Consider the following 15,107-nt stretch of genomic DNA (forward strand, 5'->3'; position numbering starts at 1 on the left):
ACGCGCAAATCAGGTGTTATCGACCTATAGGCTGCAATTCCATCACGGCTTTCCGTTTTCTGCTGGGCAGGCTGTCGCGGGCTATCTGGCCAGGCTCGGTGTAACCCATGTCTACGCGTCTCCGATCCTCGCTGCGCGGTCGGGCTCGAAGCATGGCTACGATGTGATCAGCTACGACGAGATTAACCCGGAGCTCGGAGGGGCCGAAGGCTTTCGCGCCATGTCCCAGGCACTTCGCTCTCAGGGGCTCGGGCTCGTTCTGGACATCGTGCCGAACCATGTCGCGGTCGGCGGCGACGACAATGCAATGTGGCTCGACCTGCTGAAGCGAGGGCGCAGCAGCCGGTATGCTCGCTGGTTCGACATCGACTTCGACGAGCGGGACCCGGTCTTGGGCAACCGCATCCATGTCCCCTTCCTCGGCGAACCCTTCCAAGACGCTCTCGAACAGGGAAAGCTCACTTTGGTCGACGACCCCGCGCGCCGGGGCTTCGCCGTTCGCTACGGCGAGCATCTGTTTCCGCTGCGCGAGGAGGATGACGAAGAAATCCGCGCGGCACAGCAGGGGGCTTATCGAGATCACGAGAAGCTGAGGCCACTGATCGAGCGCCAGCACTATCATCTCGACTACTGGCGCAACGCCTCCGACCGGCTGAATTGGCGCCGGTTCTTCGAGATCACCCAGCTCGCGGGCATCCGCATCGAGGAGCCGGAAGCCTTTGATGCCGCACATCGCATCGCCTTCTCGCTCTACGAGGGTGGGTGGATCGACGGGCTAAGGATCGACCATGTCGACGGCCTCGCCGATCCGGCCGCCTATTGCGCTACGCTGCGGGCCCGTCTCGATGCGCTGTCGCCGAGCCGGCCAGATTGGGCGACCCCCGGTCCGGCCTGGCTGATCGTCGAAAAGATCCTCGCGCCGGGCGAGACGATCCCGGCGAACTGGGGCGTGGATGGTACGACCGGCTACGACTTCATGGATCAGGTGAACGGCGTGCTGCATGACGGGCGCTCCGAGCCCACACTGGCCTCGCTCTGGTCGGAGATCAGCGGCCGCTCTGCCAGCTTCGTGGATGAGGAGCAGGCCGCGCGGCGAGAGGTGCTGGAGCATGGCTTTGAAGGCCAGCTCGAACAGGTCGTGGATCTGCTGATGGCGCTCGCCACCGCTACAGGCCGAGAGGTCGACATTCCCCGTGGGGCCATGCGACGCGCCACATCTGCTCTCTGCTGCCAGATGCGAAGCTACCGCACCTACGCGACTGGTCGCAACGAGAGCGACGATCCTGGTCCGTTCTTTATCGCGGCGTTGGAGGCTGCGCATTCGCAGCCACAGGCTGAACAGCTGGCGCTGGATTTCATCAATGTCGCGATAGCCGGCGCGGAGGCGGCGCTTCCGACCGATCTACGTCGAACGGCGGTGCAGCGCTTCAACCAGCTGACCTCGCCCCTGGCTGCGCGCAGCGTCGAGGATACCGCCTTCTATCGCTATGGCCGGTTGCTCTCGCGCAATGATGTCGGCTTCGACGCGGCGCGGTTTTCGCTTTCCGTACCGGAATTTCACGCGACGATGCAGGAGCGGGCTGTGGCGCAGCCACGCGCGATGCTGGCGTTGGCGACCCATGACCATAAGCGCGGAGCGGATGTTCGCGCACGCCTCGCCGTCATCAGCGAGAACGCCGTCAGCTGGGGCGTCGCGGTGGAGAGCTGGTTCGAGCAGAATGCAGCGATCCGGCCCGAGGGGTTGGACCGCAGCGACGAATACCAGTTCTACCAGACGCTGGTGGGAACCTGGCCGGCCGGCGGCCTAGAGGCGGCCCGCAACTATGCCGACCGGCTGAGCGGCTGGTGGCTGAAGGCCTTGCGAGAAGCCAAGCTGAAGACCGGCTGGATCTCGCCTAACCAGCCCTATGAGCAGGCGGCGGAGCAGTTCCTGCGCGCGGCGCTCGATCGCACGCGCAGCTTCGCCTTTCTCGCTGCGCTGGATGAGTTCGTGAACGGCATTGCGCCGGCCGCTGCGCTGAACGGGATTGTCCAACTCATCCTCCAATGCACTGCGCCGGGTGTCCCCGATACCTATCAAGGCACTGAATTCTGGGACCTGAGCATGGTCGATCCCGACAATCGCCGGCCAGTCAACTTCAGCCACCGCGAGCAGGCTCTGGAGAAGCTGGCGGATGAGAGCGCGCTTCTACCGCACTGGCAGGATGGCAGGATAAAGCAGAATCTCCTGCATCTCCTACTGCAGGCGCGGCTCCATCGGCCCGAACTCTTCGTCGGCGGCGCTTACCGGCCATTGCGGGTCACAGGATCCAGGCAAGATGACATCCTCGCTTTCGTACGGGAGGCCCGCGACAAGGTGCTTGTCGTCGTGCTGCCGCTCAGATGTTCCGACGCCCTCACTCCCGAGTTGATGTTGCCCGCCGATTGGTGGCGGGATACCCACATCGCGCTTCCGGGAGGCGAATTTTTTTTCGAGGCGATCGTCGGTGCGGAGATGAATGGGCGGGAGGTGGTCCCCGGCGAAGGCTCGGCGGACATTCCCTGGCGCGTCTCGATCGGCCGCCTCTGAAAGCAACTTAGTCGGATAGGATGGCGAGAAACGCGGCGCCGTTCAGCGTCGCGATGCCGTCATCCACCGCAGCATCGCCCAGTGAGGCGATGGTCCGTCCGGCCGATACCACCGTCCGGGCAGATTCCGCTCCGAAGTTCGCCAGCAGCGTCAACTCGCGCCCAGCAAGATCCCAGTGCGCTTTGACGCTGTCGGGCCCCAGCGGCTCGGCGCCCTTGCTCCGGCAAGCGTCGAGCGTCGGGACGATCCATTCTTGGCGAAGCGCGATCAAGTCGCAATACAGGGCGCGCCAGGTTTCAGCATCCTCGCCAGGCTTCGGGCGCGAAGCGTCGAATGTCGAGGGCGCGTTCGGATCGGGAGCCGGCGAGCCACCAGCATTGTGCTGATGAGCGAATTCGCGCTGGCGGCCTTCGCGTACGGCTTGCGCTAGCTCCGGCCCATGGTCGGTGAAATAGTAGAATGGGGTTCGGCTGCCGATTTCTTCGCCCATGAAGATCATCGGGATCTGCGGGCAGATCAAGAGCAGCGCGGTGGCGACCTTCACTTTGGCCGGGTCGGCCAGAGCTAGGAGGCGCTCGCCAAAGAGCCGGTTGCCTATCTGGTCGTGGTTCTGCAGGCAATTGATGAACCGCCGTGGCGGAAGGTGCCCGCTTGGCGTGCCGCGAGGTCCGCCCCGGCTTGAGGCCACCTCGCCCTGAAAGGCGAAGCCGCTCTCCAGCACGCGCGCCAGATGGCGGATCGGCTCCGGTGCGAAGCTGCTGTAATATGTCGTGGTCTCGCCAGTCAGCAGGACATGGACGGCATGATGGAAGTCATCGTTCCACTGCGCGTCATAGGTCGTCAGCAGGTCGGCTTCGTTTTCCTCGTTCTCGACGACGAGATGGATATGTCGTCCGGCCGGCAGGGCCTGCCGGATCTCGCGCTCCAGCTCTAGCAGGAAGCTGGGCGAGGGGATGGCGTGGACCGCGTCGAATCGCAGGCCGTCGAACTGGTACTCGTCGAGCCATTGCAGCGCGCAGGCGCGATAAAATGCGCGCACCTCAGGGCGGTCGAAGTCGATGCCGGCGCCCCATGGCGTCTGAATGCCGGCCTTGAAAAACTCCGGCGAAAGCGCGTGAAGATAGCAGCCATCGGGACCGAAGTGGTTGAACACTACATCTAGGAAGACGCTAAGGCCGAGTTCATGCGCACGATCGACCAACCTCTTGAGCTCGGCGGGCGTGCCATAGGCGGCGGCAGGTGCAAATTGCAGCACGCCGTCATATCCCCAAGATCGTTGTCCCGGGAAATCAGCAACCGGCATCAGCTCAATAGCGGTTACGCCGAGCGCCGCGAGTTCTGGCAGCCGCTGTTCAACGCCGACGAACCCGCCGCAGAGGCCGACGTGCAGCTCGTACAAGATCGTTTCTTGCCATGGTCGTCCGCGCCAGCTGTTGCTGCGCCAACGATAATTGTGGGGGGGCGCCACAACGCTATGGCCGTGCACCGTGTCATGTTGCTGACGAGATGCGGGATCGGCAACACACGTGCCGTCCGGCAGTAGGTAACGATAGCGGGTACCGTAGGGTAGTTTGGCTCGATACTCGAACCAGCCGCATCCTAGGCTGGAAGTGGAGAAGGTTTGCGCGCCATCGATCTCGATAGCCAAATGCTCCACGGCCGGTGCCCAGATCCGGAACACAGCCTCTTCGCCGTCTCGCCAGGCGCCAAAACGAAAGCACTCCGCGTTTAGGGCAGCACTTGACTGATCCAAATTCCACTCCTGCTGCGGCGCTTTAGGCGGCCGCTTTTGGGGGCGCCAACGATAGTTTTGGAAGTGCAATTCGACCGCTCGGATAGGGTTCCACCTGCGAGAAGTGTTGATCAGATCTGACCAATAGCGCGCAAATTTCACGATCCCGACCCGTCGCAATTGCTTCGATCCAATCGCAGTCTCGCGCGTTAGGGCACGTGTGGTCCCGAAAGAGAGACATATGTTTCAGCGCGAACTGATCGCAATGGGGACCGACAGGCGCTACGTGCGCCGTGACGACGACGGCACGTTCCAGGATTCCGACGATGTTGCTCTCTCCCTGGTGCAAGACGTTCGGAAGCAGGCCAAAACCGAACGTAAGCCTGGCCAGGCCGATCGTGGCGACCGGCGCTGAGCCTCACTTGCGGATCGCGACGTTCAACGTCAACGGCGTCAACGGCCGCCTGCAGGTACTCCTGCGCTGGCTGGCAGAGACCGAGCCTGACGTCGTCTGCCTTCAGGAGCTGAAGACGCCGCAAGGCGGCTTCCCGGAGGCGGCCATCAAGGCAGCCGGCTACGGGTCCGTGTGGCACGGTCAGAAAAGCTGGAACGGGGTCGCCATCCTTGCACGTGGTACCGATCCGATCGAGACCCGGCGCGGCCTTCCGGGTGACGATGACGACACCCAAAGCCGCTACATCGAGGCGGCCGTGAAGGGCATCCTGATCGGCTGCCTCTATTTGCCAAACGGCAATCCGGCGCCGGGGGCGAAATTCGATTACAAGCGGCGCTGGTTCGAGCGGCTTGCACGCCACGCTGACGAATTGCTCGCGCACGAAGTCCCGGTCGTGTTGGTCGGCGATTTCAACGTGATCCCGACCGAGCTTGACGTCTACAACCCCGAACGATGGCTGGACGACGCCCTTTTCCGACCCGAGGTGCGGGATGCCTTCGCCGGGCTTGTGGCGCGTGGCTGGACAGATGCAGTTCGCGAACTCCATCCGAGCGAACGCATCTACACCTTCTGGGATTATCTGCGGAACGCATGGGGTCGGAACGCGGGGCTTCGCCTCGACCACCTGCTTCTCAGCCCCGGACTGGTCGGACGGCTCGAATCCGCCGGCGTCGACGCCCATGTCCGCGGTTGGGAGAAGGCGAGCGACCACGCACCGGCCTGGATCGAGCTGTCAAAGTGCGTTCGGCTGAATGCGAATGTTACGCGGAGGAGGCAACGGCGATAATCAAGTTCGGGGTCAATGGCGACCGACTGCATCCGCAGTTGACGCCTTGTTGGCCGCGCGGCGCCCGGATCAATGGCCCTAGGCCGGCAACGCACCGGTTCTAACCTGGGTGGCGACCACTTCCTCCGTGACGATCTCAAACCGCTTGAGCATGTGTGGACCGAAGGTGTGGATCATGGGAATGTCGGCGGCGTCCCGTCCCCGCGCCACGAGGATTCGACCGATCCGTGGCACATTGTGGCGGGCGTCGAACACATACCAATTGCCACCGAGATAGGCCTCGAACCAGGCGTTGTAGTCCATCGGCGCCGGGTCCGGCGGCACGCCTATGTCACCGAGGAAGCCGTTGCAGTAGCGCGCCGGAATGTTCATGGCTCGGCACAGGGTGATGGCCAGGTGAGTGAAATCCCGGCAGACGCCGACTCGCTCGTTCAGGGCTTGAACGGCGGTCCGCGTGTTCCGGGCGGACTGGTAATCGAACCGGATCTGCGCGTTGACATAATTGCAGATCTGCTGGACCCGGTTCCACCCAGGGGCGTAGGTGCCGAACAGGTTCCAGGCAATCGGTGACAGTTCGTCGACCTCGCAATATCGGCTTGAAAGTAGGTATTCGATGACGTCGGACGGAAGCTCGTCCGGCAGGATTTCGGCCGCCTCCTTGTCCCAGTCGTCGGGCTTGCCAGAGTCGCGAATGATCATGTCGTTCGCGAAGAGAACACCGCCGGCGGGGACGATAAGCCGGCGGCATCTGTTACCGAAGCCATCCGAGTACTCGCGTACCGGCACGTATGACCCGCTGCGAAGCGATGTCACCTGAGGCTTCGGCAGGCTGACGATGTCTCCGTCGCGGCTCGGGTGCGGATCGAGTAGCGTCATGCACGAAACCGGTTGGACCGTGGCGATCTCGATCCTGTAGCCGACGCGGATTTCCATGCTTTGATCTCGATGATGAACGTGAGATCGCAACACCTCAGGAAAGCCGCTGTTCCTTAGGGGCTTGGCGAGATTTCAGGCACTGAAAGTAAGCGAGTGCTGCATGGGTGACGATTTTTGGCGCCTGCTTCCATCACAGCAGGCGTGCCGCGCGCGTCGCGGCCGCGCGTTCGAGCGACTTCGCTTTCCGCCGGCCCGCGCGCAAATCCTCCAGCGTCGGCTGCCACCATCCTCTCGCTCTTTCCAACGCCTCCGGCTCCCGCCGCGCCGGCCATGTCCGGATAAGCTCGTCGAGGGTCGGCGAGCGCCAGAACACCCAGACATAATCTTCCGTTGTATCGACACCGGGCTGGGATTCGACGGCCCCAACTATATAAACAAGCTCTCCGTCACTTCCGGTAACCACCACTATGCCCCTTGTGGTCATCACCGGTCGTCCGGGGGGAGGGAGCTGCGAAGCCACGACGGGTAGCCGCTTCTGTCGCCTTTCCGCTTCGCGTCGCCTGATTTCGACGAATTCCGCGGAGCGCTTCAGCTCCTCGCGGCGCCTTTTTCGCTCGCTCGGTTCCGCCCGCCGAGCCGCGATTTCGATAGACAGCCAGCACGACCTCAGAGTCTCGAGCGATCTATACGGAACCCGCCACAGCTTCGCATCTGGGTCCCACGCTGCCCACGGCACGCGGCGAATGTGATCGATGACCGCGCGGGAATAAGGAGTCCTGATGAGGAGGTTTTCGTTAGCCTCGAGATAATCGCTCTCGATCGGGTCGAAATCGAAGGCGTCCCTGCCGCGGTCGTCAGCAAATGCCAATGGTTCAGGAAGTTCACGTTGAAGCCAGGCCGCGAGGCGGCGCTCCGCGGTCGAGCCCGGAACCAGCCACGCGCACAATTCCTCGCTCCATCTCGCTCCCGGAAACCGGGCGCGGAAGCGTTCGACGAGGCCTGCATCATAGGGAAAAGCCACGATCGCGCCCGTCGCGTCTTCGGCAGGTCGGATCTCGATCCGGTCGGTCAGCTTGTTCGGCATCGTCCGACCCTAGGAAGCTCACGGCGCTAGACGGAACCACGTGTTGGATAGCTAGAGGTGCCTTTGAAGGAAACGTCGCGTTCGGGCGATGGCATCCGGCAACGACGCAAGCGAAAGCCCATGCCCTTCGCCGGGGTAGATATAGCTTTCGACCATACCGCCCTGCGATTTAATCAGGCGTTCGATCGATGTAGCGTTCCCGACCGGGACGACGCGATCAGCGGAGCCGTGCAGGATCAGGGTCGGCGGCAGCTTACGCCCCTCGCCGAGGCCCTCCGGCTCAAATCCAAAGAAATCGACGACGGCTTGAATCCGCGACGATCTCGAGGCGAGGGACAGCGCGAGGGCGCCACCCAGCGAGAAGCCGACCACCGCGACGCGACCCGTCTCCCACCCGCCCGCCGGCACCGCGAGCACCGCCTCGAGCCTTCGCAGCCAGGTAGGGAACTTTGACCGGATGTCCCCATAGCGAGCGCGACTGTCTTCGGTCGCTTCGAAGTAGCGAGGCAGCAGCACCGTGTATCCCGCGTTGGCGAGTGTTTGGGCCGCGAACTGATAGCGTCCTCCATTGGTCAAGCCATCCGAACCGTGCAGCAAGTACACGGTCGGTCCACCCGAGCCGAACCGGTCGATGCCGATCGTGCCTTGGGCCAATGCCCGGTTCGCCGTTACCGCCATGCATGCGGTGCCGAGAAGTGTTCGACGATCGATTCCACTCACTCGGCGGCCTCCGACCAACGCTGCTTGGCTTCCGCCGCCGGGACGATCAACTTGATGATGTCGCCCTCGACCCCAACAACGAGGGCGATGTCTAGGTAGTGGTGAATACCTCCCGATTCAGGGTCGTTCTTCTTTAATTTAAGAAGCTGGCCGCTCAAGCCATCGACGGTCCCGACATGGCCTCCGTCAGCGCCAATGACGCGCTGGCCTTCCTTGAACTGCTCGACGAACATCATGATCGGCTCCCGGGCTAAATGCATCGCTGGGGCAACCGATGTGGGGTAGGGATGTTCCGAGTGGCGCCATCTCGCGGAACGTCCTTCAGCTTCATGCTCGCTAGCAAGATCATTGGTCCCGCGGATCGCGGATCCGGCACGGTGCCACGCAGTTGCGGCTTCATCGGGAGTGCCGTCGATGGCGAGCATGCTGCAAGGATACCGGGCCAAAACGGGAAACTACGAACCGCTGCGGAAGCCGTATGAGGACGCATCGGCTCTCAGCTCGCGATCACCTCGGTGACATCTCAAGCCGAGGATCAAAACGCCATCATCTCGACCTGTACGCCGACGACGGGTCCGCGGAAATCGAACGCCTAGCCCGCCGTCGAATGGCGCTATCCAAGCGATGAGGATTATCGTTTTTGCCGATCCCGACGGCAACATTTTTGGCGTGGTGATTAAGTTTACCACCAAGCCCAATCCCAATCACATTGAATAAGTCCGCAGCCTTAGGCCAACGTCCTGACCTTGGGCTCCCGCTCCCATTGGCGGGTTCGTGCCGCTTTCAGGAAGTCATCGACCTTCGGGGTGAGCTCGACGACGCCCGAGTCCGCAATAACGCCTGCCTTCTTCAACAGAGGTTCGGCTTCCGCTGAGAAGCCCACGGCCTTTAGGTGACCGAAGGCATCCATCGCGAACTGTACGGCCGCGGCCTCGTTCAGCAATTCCTCGCAGCCGTCCTTCGAGAGCACGAGCGCCGCGGCGTCGAAGATGACAGACGGTGATCCGGCAAGCTGGCCATCCGCCTTCAGCGGCTCACCGTTGTCCAGTGTTACCCCGCCGACCTTAGGCGCGATGATCTTCATGATGCCGCCCTCCGCAGCGACGGCCTTGGTTAGCGCCTGCACGATCCTCGAATCCGCCCCGTTCGTGACGAGCATGCCGACGGTTCGACCGCCGAGGGTGGGCGGATATTTTCCGACGATCCGCAAGGCAGGTGAGGGCGCCATGTCCTGCGGAGAGATGGCGGGTTTCGAAGACTTCGGTAAATCGATGTTCAGGCCATCGGCGATGCGCCTGACCAACCCGTCGTCCACGTTGGCAAGATTGGCCAGCACGCGATCGCGAACATGGTCGAGCGTCACCTTAGATAATTCGAAGACGATCGCGCTCGCCAAGTGCGCCTGCTCGATCTCGGTCTGGGACCGATAGAACAGCCGTGCATGACTGTAGTGATCTGCAAAGCTTTCCGATCGCAGCCGGACCTTCCCGTCTTGCAGCGAAATTCTGGCGGTTCGGAAGCCGCCGCTCGGGTCGGCACGGGGGCCTGCGATCTCTCCGGCTTCGGCGAGACTGTTCGGCTCGTAGTTGGCGCGGCCCTTAGAGACGTGCGTCTGCATCTGCCCGTCGCGCTGAAGGTTCTGGAAGGGACAGCCCTTGGCGCGATTGATCGGGATCTGGTGGAAATTCACCGTGCCTAGCCGTGACAACTGCGTGTCCTGATAAGAGAAGAGGCGACCCTGAAGCAACGGATCCTCCGACACGTCGATCCCCGGAGGAATGTTCGTCGGCAGGAATGCGACCTGCTCGGTCTCGGCGAAGAAATTGTCCGGATTCCGGTCCAGCACCATCCGCCCGATGACGCGGATCGGCACCATCTCCTCGGGGATCAGCTTCGTGGCATCGAGGATGTCGAAGGGCAATGCGTCGGCTTCGGTCTGGGTCAGGAGCTGTACGCCGAACTCCCACTCAGGGTACTGCCCGGCGGCAATCGCCTCGTAGAGGTCGCGCCGATGATAATCCGGGTCAGCGCCCGCGATCTTGACCGCTTCGTCCCAACAGGTTGACTGAGTGCCGAGCTTGGGCCGCCAATGGAACTTGACGAACGTCGGCTCGTCGTCCGCGTTCAACAGGCGGAAGGTGTTAACGCCGAACCCTTCCATCATCCGATAGGAGCGCGGGATGGCGCGATCCGACATTGCCCACATGATCATGTGGGTCGACTCGGGCATGAGACCGATAAAGTCCCAAAAGGTGTCGTGAGCGCTCGCCGCCTGCGGATACCCGCGATCGGCTTCCATCTTCACAGCGTGGATCAAGTCCGGAAACTTGATCGCGTCTTGGATGAAGAAGACGGGGATGTTGTTCCCCACCAGATCCCAGTTGCCTTCCTGCGTATAGAACTTCACCGCGAACCCGCGCACGTCCCGCGGCGTGTCCACAGAGCCCGCGCCACCCGCCACGGTAGAGAAGCGGACGAAGACTTCCGTCTTGGCGCCGACCTCGGTCAGCACCTTGGCTCGGGTGACGTCGGCCAGCGATTCCGTCAGCTCGAAGTAGCCATGCGCGGCGGAACCGCGGGCGTGGACAATCCGCTCGGGAATGCGCTCGTGATCGAAGTGCTGGATCTTCTCGCGCAGCACGAAATCCTCGAGCAGGGTCGGACCGCGCTGACCTCCCTTGAGCGAATTCTGGTTGTCACTGATCGGCACGCCATGGTTCGTCGTCAGCCGGGATTCCGGAGCATTCGCCGACTGGTGGAGTTCACCCCCATTGCCTACTACGGACGCCGTCATTTTGCTGCCGCTGCGCTCTTTGGAAGTCGCCATGTCGGATCCCTCTTCGGATTGGTTGGCCCGAGGCGCGGAGCGCGCTCGCTCATCCCCCGCATAACGCGGGCGCTCGACGCCCGTTCCGAAGCATTCCAACTTCAGGCAGCCGACAGAAGCGGGGGGAGCGGGGCTCCACTACTTCGCTGTTTGAACATGGCGGCTGGCGAGTTCAGCGCCCGACCGACTTTCGCAACATTCTCCGCGGAACGGTAACAAGTCACCGGAGTTGGGAATTGACAACCGTTCGCCTGCCACGGAAGGAACGGTGCTAGTACAAGGTAGATCCACCGATGCTGAAGGTTCTGGCTTTAAATTGCTCGCTCAAAGCCGACGGCATCTCGTCGACCGATGTCCTGCTTTCCCAGATCCTCGAAGAGATGGGAGCTAAGGTCGAGAGTGAAACCGTCAGGGTCGCTGCGCTGAACATCAAGCCCGGTGTGACCTCCGACGAAGGCGAGGGCGACGAATGGCCCTCGTTGCGTAAGAAGGTTGATGCCTGCGACATCTTTCTGATAGGCACGCCGATCTGGCTCGGTCAGCCGTCCAGCGTCGCGAAACGCGTGCTGGAGCGGATGGATGCCTTCCTCGACGAGGCCGACGTCAAGGGTCGTACCCCGGCCTATGGCAAAGTCGCGGCGGTCGGCGTCGTCGGCAATGAGGACGGCGCGCACCATGTCTCCGCAGAGCTGTTCCAGGCCCTAGCCGATGTCGGTTTCACGATTGCGGCCGGCGGCCCGAGCTACTGGGTCGGCGAGGCAATGGGAAGCGTCGACTACAAGGACCTGAAGGCGCCGCCGCAAGTGGTGGCGACGGCAACCAGCATGCTCGTGAGGAACGCCCTGCACCTCGCCGGGCTGCTGAAGCGCTCGCCCTATCCTGGATAAAAGTAGCGAATTCTCGGAGACCTTTCGCGCCTTCGGTCGTTATTGTCGGCAACCGGGTGACAAGAGGCGATGCCAGAAGGACTGCAACTCGACGAGAACAGGCGGTTCCAGGAGCGGTTCTGGCAAGCCGAGCGCTGGGCCTGGGGCTTCTTCGCCTTGATCGTGATGGCCGGGCTGCTCGGGTTGACGGGCGCCGGGGGGCCGTTCGCGCGCTCGCAGGCCTCGGCAGGGGCGAGCCAAATCGACTACCCGCGCGTCGCTCGCTGGCAGGCGGCGGATCGGATCACGATCTCCTTCGCGCCACATGCGGCCACCGAACGCAAGCTGCTCCTTTCGCGGCGCTTCAGGGAGTTGATCTCGCTTCAGGATGCGCAGCCGCACCCGGTGCGATGGGAGTCCACTGCCGCTGGCGAGGAGCTGACCTTCCTGGTGCGGCCGAATGAGGCCGCCAGTGCCACCCTGCGGATCAAACCGGAGGCGGCGGGCATGATCGAGTCCATTGTCTCGGTGGATGGCATCGCCGCCAATACCGTCATCCTTGTCCTGCCCTGAGGGGGAAAATGGAAACCGTTCTCCGGGGGCTCGCGATCTATATCGTGCTTCTGCTGATCGTGCGTCTGTCGGGGAGACGCACGCTGGCGCAGATGACGCCGTTCGATCTCGTCCTATTGCTGATTGTCGCCGAGACGACCCAGCAAGCTCTGCTCGGGGACGATTTTTCAATCGCCAACGCAGTCCTACTGATCGTCACGCTCTTCGGCATCGATATTGCGTTCTCCCATCTCAAGACGCGCCATGCCGGGCTCGGTCTCCTCATCGATGGCACACCGACCGTTCTCGTCAGCCATGGCAAGCCGAACGAGCACGCGCTGAAGCGCGCACGAATGAGTGTCGACGACATCCTTGAGGCTGCGCGGGTGCAGCAAGGGCTGGAGCGCCTCGAACAGGTCAAATACGCCGTGCTGGAAATCAGTGGCGAAATCAGCATCGTTCCACGCGATTGACTGGGACGCGTCTGCGACTCGTCCTGCGTTCACGACGTAACGAAGCGAGACGATGGCGACAGTTGAAAATGCGCAGATCAAGCCGTGGCGCGATCATGGAAGCGAGGACGGTTCAACTGCTCTTGTTCGATGGCAGTAGCGTCCCAAGAAGCGTTCTGGCCGTGGATGCAACAATATTGCCTGCCTCGGGATCGCCAGCGGCCAGGGCCCCCGCCAAGCCGCGTGCCTGCGCGAACGTGATGTGGGGTGGCAGCGGCGGCACGTTCGGGTCGGTCACCATGTCGAGCACGAACGGACGATCGGCCGCTAACGCCTCGTCCCAAGCCGGCCCAACCTGTTCCGGATCCTCGACCCGCCGTCCTCTGAGGCCCATCAGCTTGGCGATCTCGGCATAGGGCAGGTCCGGCAAATCCTGGCTCGTCGGCCATCTCGGATCACCTGCCTGAATACGTTCCTCCCAAGTGACGTAGGCTAATTCGCGATTGTTCAGCACCATGATGATCAGCCGCGGATCCGTCCAGCGCTTCCAGTATTTTGCTATGGTTACCAGTTCGGTGATGCCATTCATCTGCATCGCACCATCGCCGACCAGCGCGATCGCGGGGCGGTCCGGATGCGCGAACTTTGCCGCAATTGCATACGGGATCGCGCAGCCCATGGTCGCTAGCGTGCCCGAGACCGACCCCATCATGCCCCGTCTGAAGCGGAGATGGCGAGCATACCAGACGGTCGTGGTGCCGCTGTCGGCGGCAATGATACACCGTTCCGGGAGGCGCTCTGATAGTTCTGACGCAACACGCTGTGGATTGATCGGCGAGGCCTCGACCATCGCGCTGTCGCGCGCCTCCTGCCAGCTCTTGCTGACATTGGCCTCGATCGTCCGCCGCCACGCTTCGGCCGCCTTAGGCTTCAGCAGCGGCAGAAGAGCTTCCAGCGTTGCGGCGGCGTCGCCGATAAGGTTCACCTCCATTGGATAGCGCAGGCCGAGCATGCCTGGATCTATGTCGATCTGGACACCGCGCGCCTGTCCCGGCTTTGGCAAGAACTCAGTATAAGGGAATCCCGATCCGACCATCAGCAGTGTGTCGCAGCCCTGCATCAGTTCCCAGCTCGCCTTCGTCCCAAGTAGTCCGATTGAACCGGTGCAGAACGGTACGTCGTCCGGAACGGCGGACTTTCCAAGAAGCGCCTTGGCGACGCCGGCCTTCAACTTCTCCGCTGTGGCGAGAACGGCGTCGGTCGCGTTGATGGCTCCAGCCCCGACCAGGATGGCGACCTTATGACCCGCATTGAGGACATCGGCCGCTCGCTGAAGGGCTGTAATGGCGGGCACCACCGGCGAGAGTTCGATCCCAACCCCCGAATGGGTCATTCCGTGCTCGCGCGATGGCTCGACCATGGGCTCGAGTTGAAGATCGTTCGGCAGGATCACGCAGGTAACGCGCCGCTCTGACTCGGCAATCCGGAAGGCGCGATCGATCAAATGCGGTACTTGGGCGGGCACCGTCGCCGTTTCGATATAGGCACCGGCGACGTCCTTAAACAACGATTGCAGATCGAGATCCTGCTGGTAGTGCGAGCCCATCGCAGAGCGCGCCTGCTGTCCGACGAGGGCGACGACCGGACGGTGATCGAGCCGGGCGTCATAAAGGCCGTTAAGTAGATGAACCGCACCCGGTCCTGACGTCGCAAGGCAAACGCCGACCCTCCCGGTGAACCGCGTCTCGCCCGAGGCCATTAGGCTCGCGGTCTCCTCATGTCGAACCTGAACGAACTCGATGTCGTCTTCCCGGCGCTGCAACGCCGCGATCAGCCCGCCGATGCCATCCCCCGGATAGCCATAGACCCGCTTGACGCCCCAGTCGTGAAGACGAGTCCAAATGAAGTCCGATACGGTGGCGGCCATGATGATCTCCGGGCTGGCACGGAATCTAGCCCGACCACCATCTCCGGCGACCGAACCGTGAAGTTGAGCGCGAACGAGCTCGCTGCGGGACCCTTCCGGGAGCGCGTTTGCTTCCGGCTAGTAAGGACTGAACGGCCGCTTTGTCGGCATGTTCCCCGTTGGTCCTCGCGGCTGGATTTGCGGGTGAATTCTTCCGCAGAGACGGAACGCCGATCACGCTCGCTGGTTGGCTCTTCATTGCCCCTAGCCATTGCCCCTAGC

Annotated in this window: 13 protein-coding genes; 6 read left to right on the forward strand and 7 right to left on the reverse strand. The window is 62.6% G+C overall.

The features are described 5' to 3' along the window. Window positions 1-13: 13 nt before the first annotated feature. On the forward strand, window positions 14-2,569 hold the full coding sequence (gene treY, locus VGO04_RS24495) for a malto-oligosyltrehalose synthase (protein WP_327498563.1): 2,556 nt from the start codon (window positions 14-16) through the stop codon (window positions 2,567-2,569). A 7-nt stretch (window positions 2,570-2,576) separates the two neighbouring features. On the opposite strand, the gene treZ is transcribed toward treY, so the two are convergent. Beyond that, entirely contained in the window at window positions 2,577-4,322 is a 1,746-nt protein-coding gene (treZ, locus tag VGO04_RS24500) for a malto-oligosyltrehalose trehalohydrolase (protein WP_327498564.1), read from the reverse strand. 220 nt (window positions 4,323-4,542) lie between these two features. On the opposite strand from treZ, the gene VGO04_RS24505 reads away from it, so the two are divergent. Together VGO04_RS24505 and xth are read left to right on the forward strand one after the other, a co-directional pair. Beyond that, window positions 4,543-4,716 carry a hypothetical protein gene (locus VGO04_RS24505; protein WP_327498565.1) on the forward strand — a complete coding sequence of 58 codons (174 nt, stop codon included), beginning with the start codon at window positions 4,543-4,545 and terminating at the stop codon, window positions 4,714-4,716. Between the two features lie 7 nt (window positions 4,717-4,723). After that, window positions 4,724-5,542 (forward strand): exodeoxyribonuclease III, encoded by an 819-nt coding sequence (xth, locus tag VGO04_RS24510; RefSeq protein ID WP_327498566.1) that lies wholly within the window; start codon window positions 4,724-4,726, stop codon window positions 5,540-5,542. 78 nt (window positions 5,543-5,620) lie between these two features. Here xth and VGO04_RS24515 read toward each other — a convergent pair whose 3' ends face one another. The 5 genes from VGO04_RS24515 to VGO04_RS24535 all read right to left on the reverse strand — a co-directional run bounded on the left by VGO04_RS24515 (window position 5,621) and on the right by VGO04_RS24535 (window position 11,049). Beyond that, on the reverse strand, window positions 5,621-6,475 hold the full coding sequence (locus VGO04_RS24515) for a transglutaminase family protein (RefSeq protein WP_327498567.1): 855 nt from the start codon (window positions 6,473-6,475) through the stop codon (window positions 5,621-5,623). Between the two features lie 133 nt (window positions 6,476-6,608). Beyond that, window positions 6,609-7,502, reverse strand: coding sequence for a hypothetical protein (locus tag VGO04_RS24520; RefSeq protein ID WP_327498568.1), 894 nt, complete (start codon window positions 7,500-7,502; stop codon window positions 6,609-6,611). Window positions 7,503-7,553: 51 nt separating this feature from the next. Continuing rightward, window positions 7,554-8,222: a dienelactone hydrolase family protein gene (locus VGO04_RS24525; protein ID WP_327498569.1), complete on the reverse strand. Its 669-nt coding sequence runs from the start codon at window positions 8,220-8,222 to the stop codon at window positions 7,554-7,556. After that, a complete protein-coding gene (locus VGO04_RS24530) occupies window positions 8,219-8,458 on the reverse strand; it encodes a DUF2171 domain-containing protein (RefSeq protein ID WP_327498570.1) in 240 nt (79 codons plus the stop codon). The genes VGO04_RS24525 and VGO04_RS24530 overlap by 4 nt, the downstream gene beginning before the upstream one ends. Before the next feature lie 491 nt (window positions 8,459-8,949). Then, window positions 8,950-11,049 (reverse strand): catalase, encoded by a 2,100-nt coding sequence (locus VGO04_RS24535; protein WP_327498571.1) that lies wholly within the window; start codon window positions 11,047-11,049, stop codon window positions 8,950-8,952. A gap of 293 nt (window positions 11,050-11,342) precedes the next feature. Between VGO04_RS24535 and VGO04_RS24540 the strand changes: the two genes are divergently transcribed. The 3 genes from VGO04_RS24540 to VGO04_RS24550 all read left to right on the forward strand — a co-directional run bounded on the left by VGO04_RS24540 (window position 11,343) and on the right by VGO04_RS24550 (window position 12,940). Beyond that, window positions 11,343-11,936, forward strand: coding sequence for an NAD(P)H-dependent oxidoreductase (locus VGO04_RS24540; RefSeq protein ID WP_327498572.1), 594 nt, complete (start codon window positions 11,343-11,345; stop codon window positions 11,934-11,936). Window positions 11,937-12,005: 69 nt separating this feature from the next. Further along, window positions 12,006-12,488 carry a hypothetical protein gene (locus VGO04_RS24545; RefSeq protein ID WP_327498573.1) on the forward strand — a complete coding sequence of 161 codons (483 nt, stop codon included), beginning with the start codon at window positions 12,006-12,008 and terminating at the stop codon, window positions 12,486-12,488. 8 nt (window positions 12,489-12,496) lie between these two features. Then, the gene (locus tag VGO04_RS24550) at window positions 12,497-12,940 is read left to right on the forward strand and encodes a DUF421 domain-containing protein (RefSeq protein WP_327498574.1); all 444 of its coding nucleotides are present in this window, start codon (window positions 12,497-12,499) and stop codon (window positions 12,938-12,940) included. Window positions 12,941-13,052: 112 nt separating this feature from the next. Here VGO04_RS24550 and VGO04_RS24555 read toward each other — a convergent pair whose 3' ends face one another. Then, complete coding sequence (locus tag VGO04_RS24555; RefSeq protein ID WP_327498575.1) at window positions 13,053-14,846, reverse strand: thiamine pyrophosphate-requiring protein; 1,794 nt, start codon at window positions 14,844-14,846, stop codon at window positions 13,053-13,055. Window positions 14,847-15,107: the final 261 nt, after the last annotated feature.

Origin of the sequence: Ensifer sp., assembly GCF_035999185.1 — a bacterium.
In the GTDB taxonomy this organism is placed as follows: Bacteria; Pseudomonadota; Alphaproteobacteria; order Rhizobiales; family Rhizobiaceae; genus Ensifer.

Bases quoted from the DNA above. Each gene is read 5' to 3' on its own strand.
- VGO04_RS24505 (WP_327498565.1), top strand. From the start codon at position 4,543: ATGTTTCAGCGCGAACTGATCGCAATGGGGACCGACAGGCGCTACGTG.
- VGO04_RS24550 (WP_327498574.1), top strand. From the start codon at position 12,497: ATGGAAACCGTTCTCCGGGGGCTCGCGATCTATATCGTGCTTCTGCTG.
- VGO04_RS24520 (WP_327498568.1), bottom strand. From the start codon at position 7,502: ATGCCGAACAAGCTGACCGACCGGATCGAGATCCGACCTGCCGAAGAC.
- VGO04_RS24535 (WP_327498571.1), bottom strand. From the start codon at position 11,049: ATGGCGACTTCCAAAGAGCGCAGCGGCAGCAAAATGACGGCGTCCGTA.
- VGO04_RS24545 (WP_327498573.1), top strand. From the start codon at position 12,006: ATGCCAGAAGGACTGCAACTCGACGAGAACAGGCGGTTCCAGGAGCGG.
- VGO04_RS24555 (WP_327498575.1), bottom strand. From the start codon at position 14,846: ATGGCCGCCACCGTATCGGACTTCATTTGGACTCGTCTTCACGACTGG.
- VGO04_RS24540 (WP_327498572.1), top strand. From the start codon at position 11,343: ATGCTGAAGGTTCTGGCTTTAAATTGCTCGCTCAAAGCCGACGGCATC.
- VGO04_RS24530 (WP_327498570.1), bottom strand. From the start codon at position 8,458: ATGATGTTCGTCGAGCAGTTCAAGGAAGGCCAGCGCGTCATTGGCGCT.
- VGO04_RS24515 (WP_327498567.1), bottom strand. From the start codon at position 6,475: ATGGAAATCCGCGTCGGCTACAGGATCGAGATCGCCACGGTCCAACCG.